30 protein-coding genes and 2 pseudogenes are annotated in these 23,693 nt (G+C 40.3%); 24 read left to right on the top strand and 8 right to left on the bottom strand.

Annotation, left to right across the window (positions count from 1 at the left end; translation table 11 throughout):
- Nucleotides 1-28: 28 nt before the first annotated feature.
- The gene (locus ACEQ1T_RS17315) at nucleotides 29-505 is read right to left on the bottom strand and encodes a VanZ family protein (RefSeq protein ID WP_370223942.1); all 477 of its coding nucleotides are present in this window, start codon (nucleotides 503-505) and stop codon (nucleotides 29-31) included.
- Between the two features lie 300 nt (nucleotides 506-805).
- Here ACEQ1T_RS17315 and ACEQ1T_RS17310 point away from each other — a divergent pair, with 300 nt between their 5' ends.
- From ACEQ1T_RS17310 to ACEQ1T_RS17275, 8 genes are all read left to right on the top strand, one after another.
- On the top strand, nucleotides 806-997 hold the full coding sequence (locus ACEQ1T_RS17310) for a hypothetical protein (RefSeq protein WP_206845126.1): 192 nt from the start codon (nucleotides 806-808) through the stop codon (nucleotides 995-997).
- Between the two features lie 22 nt (nucleotides 998-1,019).
- The gene (locus tag ACEQ1T_RS17305) at nucleotides 1,020-1,457 is read left to right on the top strand and encodes a YfmQ family protein (RefSeq protein WP_370223940.1); all 438 of its coding nucleotides are present in this window, start codon (nucleotides 1,020-1,022) and stop codon (nucleotides 1,455-1,457) included.
- 183 nt (nucleotides 1,458-1,640) lie between these two features.
- Nucleotides 1,641-2,099, top strand: a complete 459-nt coding sequence (locus ACEQ1T_RS17300; protein ID WP_370223938.1) for a LytTR family DNA-binding domain-containing protein — start codon at nucleotides 1,641-1,643, stop codon at nucleotides 2,097-2,099.
- Nucleotides 2,096-2,509 carry a DUF3021 domain-containing protein gene (locus tag ACEQ1T_RS17295; RefSeq protein WP_061791884.1) on the top strand — a complete coding sequence of 138 codons (414 nt, stop codon included), beginning with the start codon at nucleotides 2,096-2,098 and terminating at the stop codon, nucleotides 2,507-2,509. Before ACEQ1T_RS17300 ends, ACEQ1T_RS17295 begins: the two co-directional genes overlap by 4 nt.
- Nucleotides 2,510-2,632: 123 nt before the next feature.
- Nucleotides 2,633-3,430 (top strand): hypothetical protein, encoded by a 798-nt coding sequence (locus ACEQ1T_RS17290; RefSeq protein ID WP_370223936.1) that lies wholly within the window; start codon nucleotides 2,633-2,635, stop codon nucleotides 3,428-3,430.
- Nucleotides 3,431-3,629: 199 nt separating this feature from the next.
- Complete coding sequence (locus ACEQ1T_RS17285; RefSeq protein WP_370223934.1) at nucleotides 3,630-4,541, top strand: ABC transporter ATP-binding protein; 912 nt, start codon at nucleotides 3,630-3,632, stop codon at nucleotides 4,539-4,541.
- Entirely contained in the window at nucleotides 4,538-5,278 is a 741-nt protein-coding gene (locus ACEQ1T_RS17280; protein ID WP_370223932.1) for an ABC transporter permease, read from the top strand. The genes ACEQ1T_RS17285 and ACEQ1T_RS17280 overlap by 4 nt, the downstream gene beginning before the upstream one ends.
- A 107-nt stretch (nucleotides 5,279-5,385) precedes the next feature.
- The gene (locus tag ACEQ1T_RS17275; RefSeq protein WP_370223930.1) at nucleotides 5,386-5,826 is read left to right on the top strand and encodes an N-acetyltransferase family protein; all 441 of its coding nucleotides are present in this window, start codon (nucleotides 5,386-5,388) and stop codon (nucleotides 5,824-5,826) included.
- A 76-nt stretch (nucleotides 5,827-5,902) separates the two neighbouring features.
- Here the strand turns inward: ACEQ1T_RS17275 and ACEQ1T_RS17270 are convergent, their stop codons facing one another.
- Both ACEQ1T_RS17270 and ACEQ1T_RS17265 read right to left on the bottom strand, forming a co-directional pair.
- Nucleotides 5,903-6,556, bottom strand: coding sequence for a cupin domain-containing protein (locus tag ACEQ1T_RS17270; protein ID WP_370223928.1), 654 nt, complete (start codon nucleotides 6,554-6,556; stop codon nucleotides 5,903-5,905).
- 180 nt (nucleotides 6,557-6,736) lie between these two features.
- A complete protein-coding gene (locus ACEQ1T_RS17265) occupies nucleotides 6,737-8,170 on the bottom strand; it encodes a PLP-dependent aminotransferase family protein (RefSeq protein WP_370223927.1) in 1,434 nt (477 codons plus the stop codon).
- A 226-nt stretch (nucleotides 8,171-8,396) separates the two neighbouring features.
- On the opposite strand from ACEQ1T_RS17265, the gene spxA reads away from it, so the two are divergent.
- From spxA to ACEQ1T_RS17240, 5 genes are all read left to right on the top strand, one after another.
- Complete coding sequence (gene spxA / locus ACEQ1T_RS17260) at nucleotides 8,397-8,792, top strand: transcriptional regulator SpxA (protein WP_370223926.1); 396 nt, start codon at nucleotides 8,397-8,399, stop codon at nucleotides 8,790-8,792.
- Nucleotides 8,793-8,877: 85 nt separating this feature from the next.
- Nucleotides 8,878-9,291: an Rrf2 family transcriptional regulator gene (locus ACEQ1T_RS17255; RefSeq protein ID WP_370223924.1), complete on the top strand. Its 414-nt coding sequence runs from the start codon at nucleotides 8,878-8,880 to the stop codon at nucleotides 9,289-9,291.
- Nucleotides 9,292-9,374: 83 nt separating this feature from the next.
- The gene (locus ACEQ1T_RS17250; RefSeq protein WP_370223923.1) at nucleotides 9,375-9,704 is read left to right on the top strand and encodes an IDEAL domain-containing protein; all 330 of its coding nucleotides are present in this window, start codon (nucleotides 9,375-9,377) and stop codon (nucleotides 9,702-9,704) included.
- Nucleotides 9,705-10,121: 417 nt separating this feature from the next.
- On the top strand, nucleotides 10,122-10,607 hold the full coding sequence (locus ACEQ1T_RS17245; RefSeq protein WP_370223921.1) for a hypothetical protein: 486 nt from the start codon (nucleotides 10,122-10,124) through the stop codon (nucleotides 10,605-10,607).
- Nucleotides 10,608-10,936: 329 nt separating this feature from the next.
- Nucleotides 10,937-11,530 (top strand): hypothetical protein, encoded by a 594-nt coding sequence (locus ACEQ1T_RS17240; protein ID WP_370223920.1) that lies wholly within the window; start codon nucleotides 10,937-10,939, stop codon nucleotides 11,528-11,530.
- A gap of 69 nt (nucleotides 11,531-11,599) precedes the next feature.
- Here the strand turns inward: ACEQ1T_RS17240 and ACEQ1T_RS17235 are convergent, their stop codons facing one another.
- Complete coding sequence (locus ACEQ1T_RS17235; protein ID WP_009335446.1) at nucleotides 11,600-12,037, bottom strand: cell wall hydrolase; 438 nt, start codon at nucleotides 12,035-12,037, stop codon at nucleotides 11,600-11,602.
- A 669-nt stretch (nucleotides 12,038-12,706) separates the two neighbouring features.
- On the bottom strand, nucleotides 12,707-13,636 hold the full coding sequence (locus ACEQ1T_RS17230; protein WP_206845095.1) for a DMT family transporter: 930 nt from the start codon (nucleotides 13,634-13,636) through the stop codon (nucleotides 12,707-12,709).
- 113 nt (nucleotides 13,637-13,749) lie between these two features.
- Between ACEQ1T_RS17230 and ACEQ1T_RS17225 the strand changes: the two are divergent.
- The 4 genes and pseudogenes from ACEQ1T_RS17225 to ACEQ1T_RS17210 form a co-directional block, all read left to right on the top strand.
- Nucleotides 13,750-14,046, top strand: a pseudogene (locus ACEQ1T_RS17225) (Lrp/AsnC family transcriptional regulator); the annotation flags it as partial.
- Nucleotides 14,047-14,229: 183 nt separating this feature from the next.
- Nucleotides 14,230-15,078 (top strand): hypothetical protein, encoded by an 849-nt coding sequence (locus ACEQ1T_RS17220; RefSeq protein ID WP_370223918.1) that lies wholly within the window; start codon nucleotides 14,230-14,232, stop codon nucleotides 15,076-15,078.
- A 12-nt stretch (nucleotides 15,079-15,090) separates the two neighbouring features.
- Nucleotides 15,091-15,414: a hypothetical protein gene (locus ACEQ1T_RS17215; protein ID WP_206845091.1), complete on the top strand. Its 324-nt coding sequence runs from the start codon at nucleotides 15,091-15,093 to the stop codon at nucleotides 15,412-15,414.
- A gap of 118 nt (nucleotides 15,415-15,532) precedes the next feature.
- The gene (locus ACEQ1T_RS17210; RefSeq protein WP_206845090.1) at nucleotides 15,533-15,733 is read left to right on the top strand and encodes a ChaB family protein; all 201 of its coding nucleotides are present in this window, start codon (nucleotides 15,533-15,535) and stop codon (nucleotides 15,731-15,733) included.
- 47 nt (nucleotides 15,734-15,780) lie between these two features.
- Here the strand turns inward: ACEQ1T_RS17210 and ACEQ1T_RS17205 are convergent, their stop codons facing one another.
- Nucleotides 15,781-16,251, bottom strand: coding sequence for an SRPBCC domain-containing protein (locus ACEQ1T_RS17205; protein WP_370223917.1), 471 nt, complete (start codon nucleotides 16,249-16,251; stop codon nucleotides 15,781-15,783).
- A 159-nt stretch (nucleotides 16,252-16,410) separates the two neighbouring features.
- On the opposite strand from ACEQ1T_RS17205, the gene ACEQ1T_RS17200 reads away from it, so the two are divergent.
- The 6 genes and pseudogenes from ACEQ1T_RS17200 (at nucleotide 16,411) to ACEQ1T_RS17175 (ending at nucleotide 21,540) form a co-directional block, all read left to right on the top strand.
- Nucleotides 16,411-16,614, top strand: a complete 204-nt coding sequence (locus ACEQ1T_RS17200; protein ID WP_370223915.1) for a hypothetical protein — start codon at nucleotides 16,411-16,413, stop codon at nucleotides 16,612-16,614.
- Nucleotides 16,615-16,759: 145 nt separating this feature from the next.
- Nucleotides 16,760-17,303, top strand: a pseudogene (locus tag ACEQ1T_RS17195) (TerD family protein).
- 191 nt (nucleotides 17,304-17,494) lie between these two features.
- A complete protein-coding gene (locus ACEQ1T_RS17190) occupies nucleotides 17,495-18,037 on the top strand; it encodes a GNAT family N-acetyltransferase (protein ID WP_206845237.1) in 543 nt (180 codons plus the stop codon).
- A 249-nt stretch (nucleotides 18,038-18,286) separates the two neighbouring features.
- Nucleotides 18,287-19,819 (top strand): maltose/glucose-specific PTS transporter subunit IIC, encoded by a 1,533-nt coding sequence (locus tag ACEQ1T_RS17185; protein ID WP_206845083.1) that lies wholly within the window; start codon nucleotides 18,287-18,289, stop codon nucleotides 19,817-19,819.
- A 24-nt stretch (nucleotides 19,820-19,843) separates the two neighbouring features.
- Entirely contained in the window at nucleotides 19,844-20,536 is a 693-nt protein-coding gene (locus ACEQ1T_RS17180) for an N-acetylmannosamine-6-phosphate 2-epimerase (RefSeq protein ID WP_370223914.1), read from the top strand.
- 164 nt (nucleotides 20,537-20,700) lie between these two features.
- Nucleotides 20,701-21,540: a MurR/RpiR family transcriptional regulator gene (locus tag ACEQ1T_RS17175; RefSeq protein ID WP_370223913.1), complete on the top strand. Its 840-nt coding sequence runs from the start codon at nucleotides 20,701-20,703 to the stop codon at nucleotides 21,538-21,540.
- A 58-nt stretch (nucleotides 21,541-21,598) separates the two neighbouring features.
- Here ACEQ1T_RS17175 and ACEQ1T_RS17170 read toward each other — a convergent pair whose 3' ends face one another.
- Both ACEQ1T_RS17170 and ACEQ1T_RS17165 read right to left on the bottom strand, forming a co-directional pair.
- On the bottom strand, nucleotides 21,599-21,946 hold the full coding sequence (locus ACEQ1T_RS17170; RefSeq protein ID WP_370223912.1) for a multidrug efflux SMR transporter: 348 nt from the start codon (nucleotides 21,944-21,946) through the stop codon (nucleotides 21,599-21,601).
- 1 nt (nucleotide 21,947) lies between these two features.
- On the bottom strand, nucleotides 21,948-22,271 hold the full coding sequence (locus tag ACEQ1T_RS17165; protein WP_370223911.1) for a multidrug efflux SMR transporter: 324 nt from the start codon (nucleotides 22,269-22,271) through the stop codon (nucleotides 21,948-21,950).
- A gap of 173 nt (nucleotides 22,272-22,444) precedes the next feature.
- Between ACEQ1T_RS17165 and ACEQ1T_RS17160 the strand changes: the two genes are divergently transcribed.
- A complete protein-coding gene (locus tag ACEQ1T_RS17160; RefSeq protein ID WP_370223910.1) occupies nucleotides 22,445-23,653 on the top strand; it encodes an erythromycin esterase family protein in 1,209 nt (402 codons plus the stop codon).
- The last annotated feature ends 40 nt before the right edge of the window (nucleotides 23,654-23,693 follow it).

Raw genomic sequence — 23,693 nt, 5'->3', positions numbered from 1 at the left:
CTGTCTATATCAGTTAGACAGGCATTTATTATACGTTCACTGCATTTTTCCTTGCTTTCCGGGCTGTCATGGCTTTCCATAATCCAAACCCTATTAAAGCTCCAATGATATTTAGAATAAAGTCATCAATATCCAAACTGCCTCTTCTTGAGACCAGCTGAATAATTTCCACACTAAGGATCATGACAGTCATGGTAATTGTAAATGACTTAAGTCTGTTTAGCCTTCTAATATAATAGGGCAGAAAAATTCCCATTGGCAAAAATGCAGCCACATTACCGGCTAGGTTTTTTATAGGAATGATTAAATTCATGCTTCCATTGGGAATTGCCATCACATACCCATTAATTGTTTTAAAGGGCACAAAGTTTGAGGAATGCTTCATATATTCCATTAAAGGCATGTCTGACCAATATCCTCTCGATATAAAGAACAGTAATACGGTTAAGGCACATAAGTAAGAAAGAAAGCTAATTCCCATGATCAACCTTATTATCTTTTTCATTATTATCCCCGCTTAAAAATAGTCTTTGATAATAATAACATAATTTTTCCATATTCTACTCAAAAAACTATACTGTCAGCTATTTTAAAGTACTAGCCGTGAACGAGCTGCCAGATGCTATGCCTGATAAGCAGAATCCAAGAATAGTATGCTGTACCCATTATAAGCTGTGAGCGGCATTTTTATATGGTTAAAGTGGATGGTTAAATTTAGATCTAAGTGGATGGTTAATTATTGGCTAGTATGCGATATTATTTACTTATAGAAGTTTATTAATATGTAAAAGAAGAGGTGCGCAGCATGGGAATAATGCTTGGGCTGGTTCTAATTATTTTAATTTTTGCTGTGGTTTCGACTTTGCTGCTGACAGGCAAGGCTGACGAGAACTATGGAAGTTCAACAAAACGGAACACAACCAATTTAACCTTAATATATGTGGTAATTATTTTTATCGGATTAGCTTCTCTAGGAATTTATATTTGGCTGATCTAAATACAGATGGAGATGAAAAAAGATGACATGGGCAGTAGTGGTTCCTATTATTCTCGTTAGTCTGCTGAAAATCGTGCTGACCTGTATGCCGACAGGCACGGTTAATTGGCTGATTCGGAAATTTGAAACTCATTCCAGGCTTGATGAAAAAGAGGTTACAGTCACAATTGGTGATAGTAGGCTGGAAGATGAGGAGAAACTTCAGTTTATCAATCAGTTCAATGAAGGAATATTTATTAAGAAACATTATATCCACCCTGGCAGGGAACAGCTTTTTTTACGGCCGGAGATCAGTGGAACACCTATAGTTATCGAGTTTCTGGAAAAAGAGGACACGCTGTTCGTATATAGCTATAAGGACCGAATTGATGTGGTGAAACAGCGCGGAAAAAAGGTCATAGCATACAGCCTGATTTCTGATAGCCTTCAAAGCAGTTCACTGGCAATTAAGGCCGGTTAAAATAAGAACATTAAATTGACGCCTAGATCCAGAGTGATTTAGGCTTTTTTATGTCTGCAGGAGGGATGTAATTAACTGCTGCTTACCATGCTGATCTTGCATGCTGCCTTAATTCTGGTGACAATTGGAAATTAGCCATCTATACTAAATTTATAAAGCTGATGGAAAGGAGGAGCGTCCTTCATGAAAATCGTACTCGACATCGACCCGCGCAACGAAGAAACCTCGGTGACAATCCATTGCAAAGAAATCACCCCGGCTATCCAGGAAATCCTCGAGTACCTCAAAAAGAATGAAACCGGACTGATTGTCGGAAAGGATGGAGAGAATCAGCACTTAATAAAGCCTGATGAAGTTCATTATTTCCGTTCAGAAGGAGACACAGTAACAGCCGCCACCTCAGAAGGAACTTTTAAAGTAAAGGAAAAACTTTATGAACTTGAACAATCCCTCCCTTCCCACCGTTTTATCAGGATATCCAAGTCAGTCATAGCGAACCTTTACGCCATGAGCCATTTTGAGCCATCCTTTAACGGAACACTCTGTGTTCACTTTAAATCGGGGGAGAAGGAGTATGCTTCACGCCATTATGTGGGACGGATAAAGGAAATTTTAAGAATGAACAGGAGGGATACGAAGTGAGGGCATTTTTGTACAGAAGCATGATCGGCATATTCTTTGGGGGATTCATTTCTACAGCGGCAGCTATAGCCTTAATTTATTTCGGCGGTCAACCCACGTTAGATGGGCAAAAGTTTATCATAAATGCATTGGGCTTTATTATCAGCGGCTGGCTGTTTACGGTTACTCCGCTTTATTTTGAAATCCGCTCACTTCGCCTGCCCATGCAGACTGCCCTGCATTATCTTACCGTCACGATTGTTTATTTCACATTAGGGCTTTGGATTGGCTGGATTCCGATCGGAGTAAAGAACTTTTTCATTTATCTTGCAATCTCACTATTGGTTTACGCGATTGGCTGGATCGGATTTTATCTATACTTTAAAAACGAATCGAAGAAGCTGAATAAGGATCTGGAGTGCCTCGAATGAGGGTGTGCAATTACGAATTGTAAGTGCAAAAACGGTCATACAGGCGGCTATGCCATACGAGAAGAATATCATGGGCGTTTCGCAAATAGACATAAGGGAAAACAGTTTTTGAGGTGAGGATTCATGAAGATTAAGGCAATTAGTATTGCCGCTTTCCTGATTATTCTTTCAGCCTGCACCAGTGAACCTGCCATGACGGAACAAACAGACGATGGAAAAGTCCAGAGCAGCAATCAGGAAACTGGAAACACGGAGACTGAAAATCACGAAGAAGCTCACGAGCGAGCATTAACTCCTGAGGAAGTAATAGCTGAAACGGAAAAGCAATTGAGCACGGATGTTCCAATTAAGATGCCTGATACGCTGAACGTGAACCAGGGATATCATTTAACAGCCAAGACCGTCTCTGATCGAGATTCTTACCAAGTTATTTTCTTTCAGACAGAAGATGTAATTCCTATAAACAATGCTAAATTGGATCAGTTGAGTGACGACTCTATTCTAGCCGTTCTGTCTGGACAGAATTTTGACAGCAATGAAGCTGCATCTGAACAAATTTCATACCAGAATTTTGAGGAGATCGGCGGAAATCCGGTTGATCTTGGATATTCCATCATAGGCTACCAGGATGCAGGTGCCGGTTCCGTATACCTTAGCTGGAATGAGGGAAGATGGGCATTTACATCACGGGCACGAACAGAAGATCCTGATAATCTCCTGACTGACTCCAAAAAAGTAGTTGAATTCTTAGAAAGCAGTACGCTGCCGCCTCCTAAGATGTATGGAACCGGCAAATTTGACACAATCAGTGAGCATTCCCGGAATCAAATGCTCGTCTGGCAGGAGGAACGAACCGTCTATAAGATTGAGAAAGCCGAGGGAGCACTAAGGACATTGGAAATTGCAGCTTCTATCAAATAGAAAAAATGCCTGTTCACTTTAACATAAGTGGTGCAGGCATTATTTTTTAAAACAGCCTTCACTGACTGATAATGAAATTTGCAAGTCGGAGGCTAATATGTGCATCTTATCATACTCATCCTGCGTGTCGCATTGCAATTGGTGAATTTTGGAAATGACAGCCCTATACTGATTATATAAAGATTAAAGGAGGATCCGGATGGAAAGTGTCATTTCTGTAAAAAATTTATCTAAAAATTTTGGTGCCACCCGGGCGATAAAGAATCTTTCTTTTACCGTTTATAAAGGGGAAATCTTCGGAATTATAGGACCGAACGGAGCAGGAAAAACGACAACACTTGAAATACTTGAGGGGATTTCAGTTCCGAGCGGGGGGGAAGTCGAAGTGCTTGGTCTTGTGCCAAGCAAGCAGCTGCGTGAATTAAACAAAAAAATCGGCGTGCAGTTTCAAGCCACATCCATTCAGAAGAAAATGAAAGTAAAAGAAGCGCTGGATCTCTTTTCTTCCTTTTATGAAGGCCCGACGCAAAAAGATTATTTAATAGACTTGCTTGGTTTGAGAGAAAAAATGAACGTAAAGTTTGATGACCTGTCCGGCGGCTGGAAACAGCGGGTAACGCTCGCCTTAGCCACCCTGCACGAACCAGAGATTCTTTTTCTTGATGAACCGAGCATGGGGCTGGATCCTTCAGCAAGGAGGGAAATGTGGTCATTAATCCGGCTGTTAAGGGAACGGGGAAGCACCATTGTCGTGACCACACACTATATGGAAGAAGCTGAGCAGCTTTGTGATCGGGTGGCAATGATCTACAGCGGCCAATTGAAAGCACTGGATGCACCACGTGAGCTGCTAAATGAAGGGGCTGGTGGCTGCCTGGCTTTTACGAGTGCCGGCCTTAGCCGGGAATATTTAAATTCCCTTCCTGGTGTTGAACGAGTGGAAAATAATCTGGACGAATTCAAAGTGTACTGCGATGATCAGCAGACAACAGCTTATCACATTTTCACTCACTGTCAGGAAAAGGGGATACGTCTGGCTGGCTTTAAGTTTGAGAAGGGCTCACTCGATGATTTATTTGTCCAGTACTTAGAAAAGGAGAAAATCGGATGAATGCAATTGTAAAGCTCGCCAGCCTTGAAACGAAAATGTTCTTTAGGGACCGGCTAAGTATGTTCTGGACGTTCCTGTTTCCAGTAGTCATGATTTGGCTGTTCGGTTCCATGTTTGTGGGAGACAACATGAGCCAAAAGGCTTTTGCGGAATACTTTGTTCCTTCATGGATTGGCGTCAATATTGTGACCACTTCCTTTTTTACACTGGGAACTGTCTTAACCAATTACCGGGAAACAGGCGTATTGAGAAGATATCAGTCGACTCCGCTTCAGCCTTGGAAAATCCTCGCCGCCCATACCTTTCAAGGGACCGTCATCTTTGCCATATCCGCATTGCTGCTAATGGTCTTTGGCATGCTTCTCTATGATTTGACCCTGCCAGCTTTTATCGGAAGTACGCTGCTCTCACTGCTGATCAGCATTCTGGCTTTTTTTCCGTTTGCTTTATTCCTTACATCCTTAGCTAAAAATGCACAGTCTGCAGCAGCCATCAGCTCCTTATTCCTGAATCTGATGCTGTTCCTTTCAGGAGCGACCTTTCCTCTTGAGATGATGCCGACAGTCCTGCAATATGCAGCTAAAATCCTTCCGCTTTATTATGTGATTCAATTGCTCAGGGGAACCTGGACGGAAGCGCCTATTACGGAATATGGGTTTGAAGCTGCTGTTTTGATAGGGATTGGGATTGTGTCTGTTGTACTTGCTGTGCGGTTCTTTCGGTGGAGCGGGAAGTAAGCCCTAAGAGATTGGGGCTTTTTTCATTTTATGAACATATTGAGTTTACAAATATTTGTTAATATTTATATAATTACTTAATTAATGCTATAAAGGTGGTTATGAATATGGAAATTTACCAAGCTTCAATGAACGATTTAGAAGGGGTTTCCGCTTTATTTAATTTATACCGTGTGTTTTATAAGCAAGCACCGGATATGGAAGCAGCAGCCGAGTATATAAAAGAGCGCTTAGAAAAGAAAGACTCTGTCATATATGTAGTAAAGAAGGAAGGAAATTATCTTGGATTTACTCAGCTTTACCCAACTTTTTCATCTATATCTATGAAAAGGGCCTGGATCCTGAATGACTTGTATGTGGATGCAGAGGCAAGAAAACAGGGAATAGGGGAAATGCTTATAGACAAGGCAAAAGAACTCGCTGCTGAAACAGGGGCGGTAAGTCTCAGCCTGAGTACGGCTCCTGATAATTTCTCTGCACAAAGACTCTATGAAAAAATCGGGTTTAAGCGAGATGAGCAATTTTACCATTATGAATTAAGTATTTAATGTAATCATAGAAATCGGATTAGGAGATGCACTAATCATTAAAAAAGGCATGGATTTTCCATACCCTTGGATCCTTTTAAAAATCAATAGATTTATGATTGATATTTATGGATATTTTATCATTTTTTCTGTTTGTACAATCTGGATTTAAGTATTTTGTAATAGGTTCTGAAGGCTCTCTCTTTGCAGGGGGCCCAATTACCACAGATTCTTTAATTGGTGTGAGGGCATCTGCTATTTTAATGGAATCCACACCATAGGCCATCTGGAAAACTTCTGGCGGAGTCAGGCGCAGTGTATCAGACCCTTCTGCCGTTTCAAATTGATCATTGTTAAAAAAGAGGTGGAGATGCAATTTCTCTGATGCAGGTCTAATCCAATGCCACCAAGCCATTGGGATGAAGACGACTTGGCCCTGCTTAGCTCGATAATTGTGCAGTTTTTTCGTATCAGGATCAACAATTGAAATAATCGCTTCACCTGAAACCACCACATCCAGTTCCCAGGCATTGGGGTGCCAATGCGGTTCCCGAATATGTCCTTTTGTAAGGTAGAGGTCTACAAAAGCTCCGCCCACCATGGCCGGCATTTGCGTGGAAGTAACCTCATAAGCAATATTGTCAGGGTCTCTCTCGAAAAAAACATTATCCCTTGAGTCAAAAAAAAGATTAGGGGTTCCGCTTGTTTTCTTTATGTTTGTATTATCGGGAACAAAACCAGATTTCGTCATGACAGCTCCTCCATTCATTCAGAATAAAATAAACACTTTTTGAGTCCTGCAGAACTGTGACATCATAATTTTATGTGTGACTCTGTGGAGGTGTGAATTGGATAAGCAGATATGTGGATTAAATGAATGGAAGATTTCTATTTATAATGAAAGAACGCCTGAAAATCAGGCGTTCTTTCATTATTCGAGATTTTTCAGAGCCTCAGCAAACCGCTTAATCCCTTCATGGATGTTTTCTTCATTTTCCCTGCCAAACGTAAAACGCACAAATCCTTTTTCAGATCCCATGGTTGTTCCAGGAACGTAGATGACACCCCGTTTAATTGATTCTTCAAGCAGCTGATTTTCATTGTGCTCTTTTTTGATCCGGCACCAAAGATGAATTCCACCCTGCGGTATGCTGAATTCCACTTTGTTTTTCAGGAAAAAATCCAGGCTCGAAACAATTTGATTTCTCCGCTGTTCCAATTGCCTGGTCAGAAATTTTAAATGTGACTCAAAGCCTGCGGACTCAATAAAATCATTCGCAATCCATTGAGAATAGCTTCCATGGCCGAAATCCACCTGCTGCTTGGCGTCTGATAGCCGCTCAATTACCGGTCTGGGGCCAATGATCCAGCCGATTCTAAGCCCGGAAGCGACAACTTTGGTCAGAGAGCTTATATATAAAACAATGCCGTTGCGGTCCAGGGATTTGAGTGTATTCATTTTTTCACCGGTAAAGGGTGTTAGGCTGTAAGGATCATCTTCCACCACCGGAATCCCGTATTCAGAGGATAATTCAAGGATTTTTCTGCGCCTGTCTTCAGGAAGCAATGTTCCTGTTGGGTTCTGAAAAATAGGATTTAAAAAGATCATCTTAATTCGATGCTTTTTATATAAGGCTATGATATCATCAGGATTTATTCCATCCTTGCCTGTCTTTAAATAATAAGTTTTGACTCCGGCTGATTTAAAGATTGGCAGGCTGTAGTGATAAGAGGGATCCTCGATGGCAACAGAGTCCCCGGGTTTTAAGAGGCATTGGACGACTAGATGCAGGGCCTGCTGGGCACCGGATGTAATAAGTATGGAAGAAGGGCTGGTCTCGATGTCCCGGAACTCTTTTACATGTTCAGCCAGTGCTTTTCTCAGAATTTCATTTCCCTGTGGGTGATCGTACCCCAGTGTCCCGATAAAAGAGCGATTGGAAGTAATCTTTCTTAGCGAAGCCAAAGGAAAGAGGTCCTGAGAGAGTTCCCCGCTGGCCAGGTTGATCAGTTTTGTCTCTGTCAGTTCTTTATGGATCCTTTGTGTGACTGGTAAGTTGGGCAAAAAGGAGCCTGCTTCAATATATCGGTTCCAGCTTGGAATACGTCTTTTGGCCATTCCCCAGATATCCTTGCTGACCATCGTACCGCTTCCCCGATTTCGTTCAACGATCCCGTTTGACTCCAGTTCATCATATGCAGCAACAACTGTGCTTCTATTGATATCAAACTGTTTTGCTAATCCTCTTTCTGAGGGCAGCTGTTTGTCTGGGGGGAAGGTGCCATCTGCTATTCCGTTTTCTATATAAATCGCCAGCTGCTTATAAATAGGTGTTTTTGATTTTCTATCAGGTTTCCAATCCAATTGAAACATCCTTTTAGTAAAAATGAGATATGTAATATTATATCAGCTCTTTAGAATATTATCGGCTGCAGGATTTAGTAAAAGTGCATATTGACTTTTGCAACTGTAAATATTATTATTACAGTATATCCTGCAGTATTAATAAATGCAGCTTTATTTTTGTGCTAACTGTAATTTTTATTATTACATTTTTATAAAGACGAAATCAATAGAGGGAGTGTTTTTAATGGTGAATTTATTCTTATCATCAAGCTGCGGTTCCTGCCGGAAGGCCCGTGCATGGCTTGAGGAGCATCAAATAGAGTATGTTGAGCGGAATATTGTTACAGATCCGCTTACAGTGGATGAAATTAAATCAATTCTTCGTCTTACAGAAAATGGGACTGAGGAGATTATTTCAAATAAATCAAAAGCTTACCAGGAGTTAAACGTGAATATTGATTCCATGCCGCTAAAAGAGTTATATCAATTGATTATTGATAATCCGCAAATGCTTCGCAGACCGATTATTCTGGATGAAAAAAGACTTCAGGTCGGCTTTAACGAGGACGAAATTCGCAGCTTCCTTCCACGGAAGTTTCGTACGTTTTCATACAATGAACTGCAAAGATTGGCTAACTAGACAGCACCAGCCTGTAAATTCTTGACAAGTCAATCTGTAACACTTAGTCTTACAGTACAGCACCAGAAAACATAGGAGGCCGGCCATGAATAGCGATTTTACTCTTGCCATTCACAGTCTAACTTATCTCGCCCTGCAGCTGGATCGCATGTCAACGAGCGATGCGATTTCTGAAAGTGCAGGTGTCCATCCGGTCCGCATCCGAAAAGTCCTGAGTTTATTAAAAAAACATGGATTTATTAAATCAAAAGAGGGAACGGGCGGCGGATTTATTTTTGCCCGGGATTTAAGCGAAGTGAATCTTTGGGATATTTATAAGATTACTTCTGAAGGCGCACTGCAGCCAAAGTGTCCGGAATCAAATGAAGCCTGTGTAGTAGGGGCAAATATGCAAAGAGTTCTGATTAGCATTTTTTTAGGTGCAGAGGAACATTTAGGTGAATATTTAAAGCACTATACATTAAAGGATATTGTTGATTTGATCTATAGAGAAAATTAATTGGGAGCTAACATGCTTTCCATTTGTTAAAATGTAACAAAAAATATTACAGTTTAAAAATCTCTTTAAAGAAGGTGAAAAAAATGATGTCCAACAATAATGCCATTTTAAAAGCGGGAGATTGGATTAAAGGAAAATCCCGTGAAGGGGAACTGATCATTGGCTATATAGAGACCTTAGAAGAAGGCATTATAAAGACAAAAGTAATTTCAAGTGATAATAAAACCATTGAAGGCAGAATCATTCCGCTGCTGAGCAAACAGGTCAAGAAAATACCGGCAGCAAAAGTAGCCAACAAAGAACAGATTCATTTCCTGATCGATCTGGCCCTTTCCACTGGAGATGAAGAATGGTTTTTTGAATTGACCTCGAAGCTTAACTCGATGAGAGAGCTTGTGAAGGGTATTAAATAAAAACGGGGAAGTGCCTGTGTCGGTCTGCATATAAGCAGGCAGGTGCAGGCACTTTGTTTTATATTGCCTGACAGTCTTGTGCACTGCGGCTGTCCATATGATTTCTTTCCTGTCAGCATTAGTTCTGCATGAAAATAACCGTATTGGGTGCTTCCTTGTCTACACTCTCTCGCCACTTCATAAAGAAGTGAATCTAAAAGTAATATATTAGAAAGTGATATAAAAATCTATAAAAATTCCAATTTGTTTGGAGGAAGAGGGATATTGGTTTCGAATATGTACAGGAAGGAATTAATAAAAAAATCTAGTTAACAGCAGGTTTTTGGAACGGTGCTTCGGATTTAACTATTTTTCCGCTTTACATAAATGTTGATAGAATGAACAGGGATGGTATGTCTAAAAAGGAGCGGCAATAAGATGAGCATCAATCAAATGTTTGCAAGAAAAGTAATAGCTGCATCGATTTCAGGGTCTCTGTTCGCAATTGTGTTAGGTCTGATTGTAACGGATCCTTTTGTTGGAGAAGCTGGTTCTGCTGGTGAATACTTTCAGGGTGCTATGATATCCATTCCCTTTTATCTTATATACAGCTTCCCGGTCATTTTGGTTTATGGCACATTAACTTCTGCCGTTAGTGACTTATTAGCCTTTTTTATTTCGAATCGTACTAACAGGGTAATGGAAATATATATTTCATTAATCCTGCACTTGCTTTTTGGATCAATATTGCTTGGATTAAGTTTAGCAGCGGCTGTGTTATTTTTTATTACGGATTATATTTTGCAGCGCAAGCAATTCGGCGGCTGGAGAAATGCTTTGAAATCTTTAGGGTTGCCTGTTCTTGTTTGGATTGTGTTTATGGGTGGCGTGTATGTTTTGGATGCTTCCTTATTGAAATGGTAAGAATAAGCGATTGTATTGATAAGTAGTTTTTCGTGAAAATGGCGGCTAGTTTTATTCCATCAGGGGTTGCTTTCCATTTTTTTTAATACCATTTAGTAAAGAGGTGGAAAAATGAACCTAATCCTTTTTGCTATTATCCACATTTTAATTGGGTGTACATTCATTTATACATACGGTAAATTGCCAAAAGCTATATCCACATTTGCATTTGTATTTCTTACTATGAGTTTTCTTTATTGGGGAGCAGTGTTAATCAATTTTGCTAGTTAGTCAGCTGCCAGGAGGGCGGCTTTTTATTTTTTGGAACGATAGATGCAGAGGGGGATTTGATGAAGAAGACAATGAAAAAGTATTTTAAGAGAATGTTCTTTATATTAATGGTGTCAGCTTTTGTTTATAGCATTTATATAAATCTCGGATACAGGCACTATATAAAACAAAGCCAGGAAAGGAATTATGCACATTTGAGGTTTATAGCTGCAGTAGGCGATAATTCGGCCCACTGGCTTGAGGAATTTGTTCAGATACCTATTGAGAAAGAGGATGAATTTAAAGACGAGTTATATAGTTCATGGAGGGTTGTGAACGGAGAGAGCAGAAGTATCAATTCCTATTTGTCTGCCATGTCTGTTTTTGATATGGGAGAGGATGCACCTGATTGGAACTTGCTTCAATATAGCTTATTTCGTGTTGATGGGTTTATAAATGGCATGACGGATAAGTTTCTTGAAAATCAATCATATCGTATGAGTAAGGAAGAAACAGAAAGAATAGAAGCGGTTATTACAGTTTATAGAAGTGTTAGCGAAGAACTGGAAAAGGAATCTGTCAATGTAGAAAAACTCCTGGAAGCTATAAAGGAACCGATGCTGGTAATAGATGATTATTATGCGGATGCCCTTGAGAAAGTGGATAGTAACTAAGAGCTTTCTTTTGGGATTTACATACACTAAAGGAAGGCAAATTATCCCCCACTAAACGTGGGGGTATGATCACCTATAAACACTTTCACATGTATTAGCTTGGGGTTCATAATAGCAATGCTGTTTGAATTGTCCTGAAAAAGGCTGATCGTACCATGTTGGCGGACATGGAGCATATGGATTGAAATACCAGAGAGCAAACTTGGAAGGATGCTGCCTCCAATAGTCTAAGGTTTGTTTAGCCAATCGTTTCTCTACACCTCTGGCCCTGTTGTAAAAAACATTTCCTTTCTGTACGGCTTCAAAAGAGTAATTTCCTCCCTGCACTTGAAATATGACTTGAGGTATTGTCCGGAGACCTACAAAATCGAGGCAATCAGCCGCTCTTCGATTGACTATAACATTTCCGACCATAAGCATCCCCAGTTTTCCTTCACCTTCGGCTTCTGCCCTCATCATCCTTGCCATTAAAGCCACGTCACTGTCGGTATATTGTACTCTTGGCACTTTTTATCACCTCTAAAAGAATTGTATTAAGAAATCCTGTAAACATGCTAACGGGTTCAAAGGAAGAAATATTAATTGGGGGTGCAAACCGCATTGCGTGTTCAGCACCCCCTTATTACGGATATATAAACAGTTAGTGTGGCTTAACTGCTTCGAGCTCTATTTAAATAAGCTACCTAATTTATATGCTGCCTCCGTTTGAAATATGCAAAAAAAGGGGGGGGGAATGAAACCTTTTCTATGGAAATTCGTACCATTACTTATGAGGGGTGGAGATCTTGAAAACTCAAAATGATAAAAGTGCAGTAAGCCTGAAAAAATTTTTATATGGTATAGGCCTATTTATTTTCGGGGGATTGGCTTTAACAAATGTGACGGCGCCGCTGCCTTTAAAGGAATCAACCAAAGAATTTCTTTTGTTTATTTTTGGGTGTGTACTAATCTATTATTTTTTAGTAAGTGTCTACTTCATAGGCGGATTATGGAGGAAAGTTTTTTATGCGATGTTAATTTTGCTATGCGGGTTTAGTATATTAATGGTTTTTTATTTGATAACACATTCAATACCGCACTAATATTTAGAAGGGTGGAGATAAAGGGACAAGGGGACAGGTATTCTGTCCCCAACTTTCAGCTGGGACGAGGGACCTGTCCCTCTGTCCCGCTCTCTTATCTCTCCTTAACCGGCTCCCTTATGAACACTGTTGCGGGAATCCCCATTGTTGTTTTTCCAGGCCTGGTTTTAAGTGCCGAGAATAAGAAACACCCTGCAATGACAATGATGCTTCCGATGGCTTGTATCCAGTTCATAACCTCTCCTAAGAAGATAAAAGCTAAGATGGCTGTGAAAATTGGATTAAAGTTTAGGAACAGGCCGGAAGTGCTTGGTCCCAGCTGGTTGACCCCGATGTTCCAGAGCACCATGCATAGGACTGTTGAAATCAGACCCGTATACAGAATGGATAAAAGAAATGAAGTACTGACATCTGTAATGGTGAAATCAGCAGTGTTGAACGGCAAAAGCACGAGTAGGCCAAATATGCCTGAGTATAAGATGGACATCATAGGTGTAACGAAAGACATGGCCCATTTGCTGCAGACCGAATAAATTCCCCACATGCCCACCGCGGCCATCATAAAAAGGTCCCCGTTATTAAACTGCAGCGAAACCAGCATCTCCAGGCTTCCTTTTGAAAGGACCAGCAGTACGCCAAACAATGAAACGAACATGGACATGAACTGCAGTGTGTTTATTTTTTCTTTTAGAAAAATGAAAGAAAAGGCAGCAATGGAAAACATATTTAATGTAGAGATTAAGCCAACACTGGTGGCCGATGTTTTTTCCAGTGCCATGAATTGCAGTGCCTGAAACAAAGCTACTCCCGTGATGCCCATCAGCAATAATGGCAGGATGGCATTTTTGGGTGGCAGCAGCCGTTTCTCTTTATGCCATACAAGAGGAACAAGACAAATGATGGCGATGGCCCATCTTAAAATGGTTAAGGTAATAGGGGATCCGTGATCAACAAGCGTTTTTCCTACAATAAAATTTCCGCCCCAAAGAAAACTTGTTAATAGAAGGAGGAGGTAATATTTCACGTCATTTAGCTCCTTTTCAGAGCCATTGTGCACAATGACATTGTTTATATGAATAATTTTAACATTTTTTAAATCAAACAAAAGATAATTTTGTATAATGATATTAATTCGATATTCTAAGCCATGAGAAGCTGGGCTTTGATTTATTATGCTTCGTGTTCATGAGCACCAATATGCACCAGGCTGAAAAACTGGAATCTCTTGAAAAAACGCTGGAATCCATGAAGGAAGTTTTAGAGTGTCATTGTTTAACAGGGGAGTATGATTATCTATTGAAAGTTGCCTGCAAGGATCGCAAGGGGCTGGAGATGTTTATCAGGAAGCTGAATGAATTGGGAATTACGAAGATTCAGACCAGCCTGGCACTGAGGGAAATTAAGGATTCGACGGTGCTGCCGATCCAGGAGTAGGGTCTTTAACAAAAACTTGAAACCTTTTCCAAAAATAAGCGTAGAAAATAGGAACAAAGGTCAGGAGGGGTTAGTTTGACAAAAAAGCTCGCTCAGCTCGAAACACGTTATTATGTGCTTTTTGGCGCTGTAATTGGTTCTGTGATCGGTTTAGTGGCTTATGTGAAAGATTGGATCTAATCTATGAAAATCATTGATACCATTCCGTTTTTTATGCGCAGCTATCAGCCTTCGGTAGATTTCTTAAGAAGCTACTATGATAAATATCCTGAAGTATTTATGGAGTATTTTGCCTATCATTGTAACGACTCCGAAGAAAGGCACCGGCAATCGATTGCAAAGTATTTGCTGCCTGCAATTGATGCCGTTCATGGAAAGATTATTCCTGTAATCGAAGAAGTGGCTGATAAGTATTCAGCCGGGTATCAGGTTTCATTTCCGATTGAAATTAATCTGATCGTGGGCGGATTTGGTTCGAATGCCTTTACACATCGGATGATCATCCCTAATATTACCTTTGCTTTAGAGAAGTTGTCGCCAGAAACCGATCATCTAAAAGCTATAGTTGCGCATGAGTTTGGACATGCCTGCCACAATATTATTTCAAATGAATCGGGGATGGACTGGGCAAAAATAAGGTGGGCAAACCCTCTTACCTGGCTGTATCAGGAAGGGACGGCTACCCATTTTTCCAGAATGACGGAATCCGGTTTAAGCCGGTCTGTCTATTTTTCCTTCGATAATGAAGGTGGTGGTTGGCTGGAATTCGCAGTATCCAACCATCATGATATCAAGCTGAAATTTGCTGAAGATTATGCTTCAAAAACAGCAGATGCGATATTTCTTGAATGGTTTTCTATCCGCGGCGGTGAAAGATTTGGGTATAGCCGATTGGGATATTATTTGGGGGATTTGTTTTTTCAAAGTCTTGTTGAACGGATGGGAGAAAGACATGCCATTACTGCCTGGAAGAGACCTGACTTTATTGACACTGCAGAAAATTGGCTGAATGGCAAGGGTATTGTGAAATGATGAGGTGGAAGTATGAGTGATTATAAAGATCAAGCAAATGCAGGCTATACGCTGTTTAAACCAACAGGTGTACGCCATGAATTTTCTTTTGTCGATTTAGTGAAACAACAAGTGACGGGAACTGTTCTTTACAAGGATAAGATACATATGACCGTTGTTGTTGACGTAAAGGCAGGTACAGTACAAGTTCAAGGAGACACTGCCGATTTAGGGGATTTAGCCATTAGCAGAGAGTCTTACATTGATATGTTCAAAGAACAGGCAAAGTTTTTCATTGATAACCATATTTCCAATCCCCAGGAGTATTATGATGAACTGATTAATCTTCCCGAGTAGTTGGATGACAGGCGGCTGAGTAGCTATATCTGTACATGAGGTATTCCTGAGACTATGTTTAAAACACTTATAATCAGGAAAAATACATATAAGAACATGTGCAGGGGAGGAAGCAAAAATGCCATATGATAAACTAAGCGATCTGCCTGATTCCGTCAAAGATAATCTTCCGCACCACGCACAGGAAATCTTTAAGGAAGCGTTTAATTCTGCAAGCGAAGAGTATGACGAGGAAGAAACGGCCTTTAAGGTTGCCTGGAGTGCAGTGAAGAAGAAATATGAGAAGAATGATGATGATAAATGGGTGAAGAAGGAATAGTAAATAGGCTTTTACAGTAAAAGGTGTCCTGTTCCAGGACACCTTTTTTATTCATCATCATCCACTTCATTCTCCACATATCTCTTCAAGTTCTGGTATTGTTCTTCAAACACAAATTTAGCTGTCCATCCTAAAAGTTTGGTTGTCAGCTTATAGAAGAAGTTGCTTGGAACAAGGCTTGCTTCCACAATCAGACGCGTTCCGTTATGTTCTCTTGATAAGTGATACTTTGAAATGCTTAATCCTTCTTTGGAATGAGAGTGCATAACAACTTTATGGGGAGCTTCATATTCAATCAATTCGGAATCAATTTTGATGATTTTTTTATCCAGTTTCTGAACGGCGACAAACTTGGTGCCAGGCTCTGGGACCGGATTATTTTCCTCATTGTCGTAAATGTTTTCGATAAGCATTGTATTCCAGAGCTTTATTTTTTCATCATCATCCACGTATTTGAAAACCAAATCAATCGGGGCATGGATAACATCTTCATATCTGTATACCAGTATTTCTTTCATCTTAAAATCCTCTTTCTTTCTAGTTATTCAAAGTCATCATAATAGTTTTTTCGGTAGAACCTGCCTGTTATTACACTCATAAATGTATCATTTAATTTAATTTAATTTTCTGAAACCTAACGAGCCATCTTTCGTATATAAAAATAAGGGGTGATGGAAATGTCAGGATTCATTATAATTGGGTTACTTTTTATTATCATGATCGCTATTGGTGGTTCCAGACCATCCAATCGTTCTTATGCCAGCGGGAAAAATCATACTTCCTATCATCATACTGGAGACTATAGCAGTTCGTATAACTGTGATAGTTTTGAAGGCGGCTTTGGAGGAAATGGTGGAGGCTGCGGTGGAGGAGGGGACTAAATCTCATTCTCTTAGCCAGCAATTTGTGTTAAATTCCATAAAACCAGAACCCGTCATTCATGGCGGGTTATTATTTTTCTCTTAACTGTTTGCGCATACGAGATATGCTAGACTGAAAGAAACAAAAATGGAAGGAAGTATCCAAATGAGTGTAACACTATTAAAGGGGCAAAAGACCGATTTAACGAAGAAGCACCCTGACCTTCAGGAGTTACGGTTGGACTTGGCTGGGATATATCAGGGACCGATTTTGACCTCGATGCGAGTGTGTTCCTGCTTGGAGGAAGTGGAAAAGTGAAATCAGAAGGGGATTTTGTTTTTTACAACAATCCGATTGCCGGTGAAGGCAGTGTTCTTTACCATGGAGACAGTCGGATTGGAAGTGATCACGGCGATAGTGAACAGATTGAGGTCCGCCTTTCTAAAGTTCCTCCCCATGTGGAAAGGCTCAGTTTTACTGTGACGATTAACGATGCCGAGCAAAAGGGACAGCATTTCGGGCAATTAAATAAAGCCTATATCACATCCTGAACCGAGTTACCGGTGAAGAAATCCTTCGATTTGATCTGGGAAAAGATTTTACTGCTGAAACAGCGATTGTGGCAGCAGATCTTTACCGGCATAACGGGGAGTGGAAGTTCAATCCGGTTGCAAGAGGATTCCATGGCGAGCTGTTCGGTAAAAAGTAAAACAGAGGGATTTTTACAGGCCGGAAACAACACAAATTTTCCTGCTCCAGCTTAAAATGAATACATAGCCATAGGTTTCGATTTGGATAAAAATGCCCCCTGGTCAGGGGGCATTTTTGATCAAAAGTACAGGATTGCAGTTTATTGGGCTAACAGGACAGGTAAGTCAGATTCGCGAAAGGAAGTTAATAATGAATAGTGTCATGATAAGAAGACCATTAGAAGAGGATGTAAAAGATCTAAACAATTTCTTTAGATTGGTTGTAACCGATACGTTTCACAAAGAAGGTATTGGAGATTTGCTGAAAGACATGGAAGAAGAAATTAAAGCCAAGAAAAGCTGTCTGAATAGTGATATGAAAAGCGGCGGTAAAGAACGGTATTTTTTAATTGCTTTACATGGAGAAAAAATCATTGGATCAATAGAATACGGTCCAGCTAGTGACCTAATAAAAAAATGTACAGATCAGGCACTTAAAGATCTTTATGAAGTGGGCACAGTATTCGTGCATCCTGACTATCAGAAAAAAGGCATAGGCAATCAATTAGTGGCAGCAATTTATTTGACCTTAAGGAATAAAGGAATAGAAGAATTCTGCTTAGATTCAGGATATAAACATTCACAAAAGGTCTGGAGAAAAAAGTTTGGGGAACCTGATTATTTGTTAAAGGATTATTGGGGGGAAGGGGCTCATCATATGATTTGGCGAATCAAGGTTAATTCTATTTTATAATCTTGCTGAATGAAGATTTAACCGTAAATAATCAACCCCATTTTATATTTTCTTTTACTGTCCTCCAAATTTCGAATTATGTTTTTAGGCAATTTAGCAATTGAACGTATTTTCAGCGTTGACGGCAGAATGATGAAAAGGATTGAAAACGGTTTCAATCCCATTGAACTGCTGAAGCTGTGAATATATGATACGGATAGAAGGTTAAAGCAGAAAAGCTTCTCATCAAGGTAAAGGGGGTCAGTATCAATGAAAAAAGCTTTTGAAAAGGCACAGCAATTTGGTAAATCGTTTATGCTGCCAATAGCCGTTTTGCCGGCAGCAGGTTTATTATTAGGAATTGGCGGAGCGCTGTCTAACCCGAATACGGTTTCAGCTTATCCATTTTTAGATATCAGCTGGCTGCAGGCCATTTTTACGATCATGAGTGCGGCGGGTTCAATCGTATTTGCCAACTTGCCGATCATATTTGCGGTAGGGGTAGCGATTGGTTTAGCACGTTCAGATAAAGCAACGGCTGGTTTAGCAGCCATGATCGGTTATTTTGTTATGAACAGTACCATCAGTGCGCTGCTTTCATTAACCGGAGACCTGGCCAAGGATAACCTTGCAGGAGCCGGTCAAGGGCTGGCTGTCGGGATTCAGACTTTAGAAACAGGTGTATTTGGCGGAATTATCGTCGGGATTGCAGCAGCTGCCCTGCATAATAAATACAATAAAATTCAGCTGCCTCAAGTGTTAGGATTCTTTGGGGGATCTCGTTTTATTCCTATAGTCGTTTCATTTGCTTCGATTTTTGTAGGAGCGATTCTATTTGTGATATGGCCATATTTCCAGGCATTAATCAATGGGCTTGGATCAGTGGTTACAGGCACAGGGGAAATCGGAACCCTTTTCTATGGATTTATTCTGCGTATGCTTGGACCGCTTGGCCTGCACCATATTTTCTACCTTCCTTTCTGGCAAACTGCTCTTGGCGGAACACTGGAGATTGGCGGAAAATTAGTCAGCGGTACACAAAATATCTTTTTTGCGCAATTGGGTGACCCATCGACTGAACAATATTACGAAGGGGTATCCAGATTCATGTCAGGCCGTTTTATTACAATGATGTTTGGCCTGCCGGGAGCTGCATTGGCCATCTACCATTGCTCTAAAAAGAAAAACAGAAAAGTGGTAGCAGGTATTTTGCTTTCAGCAGCGTTAACATCATTCCTGACCGGTATCACAGAACCGCTTGAATTTAGCTTCTTATTCGTGGCACCTCTTCTTTATTTAGTGCATGCTATTTTCGATGGTTTTGCTTTTATGATGGCAGACATTTTCAATATTACTGTTGGGCAAACCTTCTCAGGCGGATTTATTGATTTCATCTTATTTGGAATTCTTCAAGGTGCCGATAAAACAAATTGGCCATATGTATTGATGGTAGGTATTCCATGGTTCTTCCTTTACTACTTTACGTTTAAATTCTTAATCAGAAAAAAGAACTTCAAAGTTCTTGGACGTGAAGACGAAGAACAGGCAGCAGAGCAAGTTTCAGCTACAGACCGTGCCAAAACAATTGTAGAAGGATTGGGCGGAACAAATAATATTGAAATTGTTGATTGCTGTGCGACTCGTCTCCGGGTAACTGTTAAAGATGATTCCCTCGTAAAAGATGATGTCATTAAACAGACTGGATCAAAAGGAATTGTGAAAAAAGGAACGGGTGTTCAAATTATTTATGGACCTCAAGTCACCATTGTTAAAAACGAAGTAGAAGAGTATTTAGGTCAGTAATAAATAATAAGGACGTGTTTTTAAATGCATCAAGTGCTGGAACAGATCAAAAATGGACTAATCGTATCCTGTCAGGCTTTAGAAGGAGAACCGCTTCATAGTCCATTCATTATGGGGCGCATGGCATTGGCTGCAAAGGAGGGAGGAGCTTCTGGCATTCGGGCAAACTCCGTTCCTGATATTAGGGAAATTAAAGAACTAGTCGATCTTCCTGTTATCGGTATCATCAAACAGGTATACAAGGATCATCCTGTCTTTATTACACCAACCATGAAAGAAATCGATGCCTTAGCTGAGACGGGAGCCGAAATCATTGCAACAGATGCAACTAATCGGATCCGGCCGGATGGCAGTGATTTAGAATCGTTTTATCAGGAAGTAAGATCGAAGTATCCACAGATTTTGCTGATGGCAGATGTTTCTTCAGTGGAGGAAGCCGTTTTTGCCGACAAGCTGGGATTTGATATAGTGGCACCAACATTATACGGATATACAGAAGAAACAAAAGGATTGAAAATTGATGATCATGACTACGCTGTGATCAAACAGATCGTCAAAGATGTGAAGCATGCAAAGGTAATAGCTGAAGGAAATGTTTCAACCCCGGAAATTGCACGCTCTGTGCTGAATATTCATGTTCACTCAGTTGTGGTGGGCGGTGCAATTACAAGACCGCAGATCATTACGAAAAGATTTGTAGACGCTATGCAAAAATAAAGAATAGCTGAAAATAGCTCAGGCTGCCGACTGGGCTGTTTTCAGCTTTTTGCTTTTGTTCGGCAAGATAAGGGGGATTTCATAGTTTTTAGCAAATGATCTAAAAATAAGGATAGTATCTTGTATAATGTACCTAGGGACTATCTAATAGAGGAGAAAAGAGTATGGAATATCTCGGTGAGAATCTTCTGCATGGCATAGCCTGCACCATGGAAAAATTCACAAGCTCTGAGTCGGACTTGGCAAAGTATATAATCGAAAATCCGGATGAAATCAGCCAATTGTCGATTAGTCAAATTGCCAAAAAAATTCATATTTCCCCAGCTACAATCACCCGTTTTTGTCAGAAAATCTCTTTTTCAGGTTTTAATGAATTTAAGCATGAATTAAAAAGATATATTGATTTAAGGAACAAACCGACTATATCCAGTGATATCAAGGAGATTGATTATTTTTCCAATCTCTATCAGAATCATTTGGAGATTATCGAAACGACTTTTCGGAAAATGACTTATTTAGATATTCAGCAAGCCGTTTCACTTTTAACTGATGCAAAAAAAGTGCATGTATACGGCATCGGCAACTCAGGAATTGCAGCACAGGAGTTCAAATGGAAGTTTTTCAGGATTGGTATCCAGGTTGAGTCTATTACAGACCCTCATCAGGCGGTGATGGATGCTGCGTTAAGCTCTGGCGGCAGTCTTGTCCTAGGCATTTCAGTTTCAGGGAAAACAAAAGAAGTCATTGATGCTGTTAAGATTGCCAAGCAACAAGGGGCATCAGTTCTTGCCATAACAAGTGATAAAACATCTGAACTTTCCCAGTTAGCAGATTTATCCCTTCTGGTTATGAGTAAAAGCAGTATGCATATGGGGCAGAACATTTCTCCAACACTCCCTCTGTTTCTGCTATTTGATTTATTGTACACAGAACTTGTTGCAAAGGATTATATCAACCGTGTTCAGATTAGGGATAAGACGCTGAGGGCTTTAAAAGATATTTAATAAAGGGAGTATGGATCTGCTCAATCTCTTCCCTGCATGAGGGAACAAAAAAAGAGCCCTAGCGTGAAGGCTCTTTTACCGTTTCTGCACTGCTGTCAGAATTCAATACGACTATTCCTCCAATAATCAAAATGATTCCGAGTATCTTGAGGCTGCTAAATGCTTCTCCCCATATAATGGACCCAATCAACGCTGTTAACGCTGTTCCTGCACCTGACCAAATGGCATAAGCCAGACTTAATGGAACCGTTTTAAGACATAATGATAAGCAATAAAATGAAAGTGTATAGCCAAACAAGACTCCCGAAGTTGGCAGCGGCACAGTAAATCCATCCGACAGCTTGAGCATGGTGGTGGCAAAAATCTCTCCTGCGATTGAGACTGTTAAATAAAAATATCCCCTCATATTAATGGCCTCCACCGCTATTCAATAAAATGCCTCCTCCAACTATTAAAGCCAGTCCCAGAAATTTTTTGCCATTTACATTTTCTTTATAGATGGTGACTCCGACTAAGGCTGTCAGCACAGTCCCGAGGCCAGCCCAAATCGCATAGGCTACGCCGAGAGGCAGCGTTTTTAACGATAAAGATAGCGCATAAAAAGCGACACCGTATCCAATGATTACACCAATGGATGGCAGGAGCTTTTTAAATCCGTCTGCTGCTTTAAGCAAGGAGCTGCCAAACACTTCACTTACAATGGCTAATGCTAAAAGTAAATAGGCATTCATAAAGTCTCCCCGTTTCTTCTCCGAATGGATTCAGTTTATTTTACCTTTTCGAAGGTTCCTTTTGCCAAGTATATGAATAAAAGAATAAATGAAACCAATTTATTTCCAATTCGTAAACATAGATATATTCTTAATAGGGGAATTTCCCCCGGCATTATGATGGAGGCCTTGTTATGAATTACATAACACAAAAAACAAAATTACTTTGGATAGATCAGATAGCCAGCAAGAGCTGTGAAATATCTGATCCATCTGATTTCGCCTGTATGGATCCATATGTTGAGGGGAAAAGGATTGTACTGCTGGGAGAGAGCAGCCATGGAGTCGGTGACTTTTACACAGCCAAAATCAATATGATTAAGTATTTGCATAGTGTCCATGGATTTAATGTAGTTATTCTCGAGAGCGGTCTGCTTGAAGCGGTATTTTGCAGAAGAACATTGAATGGCCTGCCTGCCAGGGAACAAATCCAGCACGGACTGCTGGATATTTATCATAATGAAGAAATGCTTCCTTTATTTCAGGAAACATGGGCCAATGAGATGCATCTCGCTGGAATGGATATTCAGCCTGCATACCCGCTGATCTCGCAAAACATGCTGGAATGGCTCAAGATTCATACAGAGGAAGAACTATATGCTTCCATTCATCAGGCAGAAACAGTATTTTTCAACATTGATAAGGAGATAGGGGGACAAACGAAAATACCTAAGAAGATTAAAGCAAAGATACAAATGTGTATGGATCTATATCATTCAAGTCTGGAACTTTTTGAGTACAGATTGGAAGAAGCCGATTGGAAAAAAGAAAAGATCTTTCACATTATTAGGAAGGGACTCGAAAATCGGCTGAAGTGGCTGGAAATCAATACAAAAAGCTGGATTTCTTCCGGCGTCATGCGGGGAACGTATATGTTCAGAAACCTGCAATGGTTATTAGAAGAGTATTACAATGGAGAAAAGGTCATTGTATGGGCTCATAATTTTCATATTAGAAAAAGCAAAACCGTGGCCTCTAAGCTGTTTGGTATCACGAATGTCGGGCAGCTGCTTACAAAATGCTATGGGGATCAGGTATATTCCATAGGTTTTTATGCTGGAGAGGGTGAGTTTGCCTCCTTGCTTCGAGTGAACTTTCCTATTGTTGTATCTAAAAGGCAGTTGGAAAGTTTGTTTATGGATGCCTGTGGACATGACAGTTTTGTACCTTTATGTGAAAAGGGGCTTCCTAAACGGAACTGGCTGAATCGGAGATGGCGGCTCCTCGAAGCCGGCATGATGGGGCTGCTGCCCATTGCCATCTATCCGCAAGAGCACTATGACGGTATCATGTTTTGCAGAAAGGTTAAGCCGCCTGTTTATTTTATGAATAGCCTGCCTTAGGCCAGGCATTCTAATTAAGAATGCTGGAATAAGGAGATTG

This window comes from Cytobacillus sp. (assembly GCF_964223445.1).
Lineage (GTDB): Bacteria > Bacillota > Bacilli > Bacillales > Cytobacillaceae > Cytobacillus.
The sequence above is the reverse complement of the archived record's forward strand: the minus strand, read 5'-3'. Positions and strand labels throughout refer to the sequence as shown.